A 258-nucleotide genomic window follows, 5' to 3' on the forward strand; every position below is an offset into this window, starting at 1 on the left:
TAGTTGTCTTCCTAAGCGCTTGGCCTGCGACTTATCGCCATCATGGCGCGTGGTCCGAAGAAGCATTTAAAGCGCTTAAATGCTCCGCATCATTGGATGCTTGATAAATTGTCTGGTACTTTTGCACCACGTCCATCAACTGGTCCCCACAAGCTGCGAGAGTGTTTGCCGCTCATTGTTTTCCTCAGGAATCGCCTCAAATATGCCTTGACATATGATAAGTCGGATCGTAGCCATGTCGTTCTGTGAGCCAAGGAG

1 protein-coding gene is annotated in these 258 nt (G+C 48.8%); it reads left to right on the plus strand.

Annotation, left to right across the window (positions count from 1 at the left end):
- Positions 1-42 precede the first annotated feature (42 nt).
- Complete coding sequence (locus ACYQ78_RS39795) at positions 43-249, plus strand: hypothetical protein (protein WP_459806177.1); 207 nt, start codon at positions 43-45, stop codon at positions 247-249.
- The last annotated feature ends 9 nt before the right edge of the window (positions 250-258 follow it).

This window comes from Herbidospora sp. RD11066 (genome assembly GCF_054661255.1).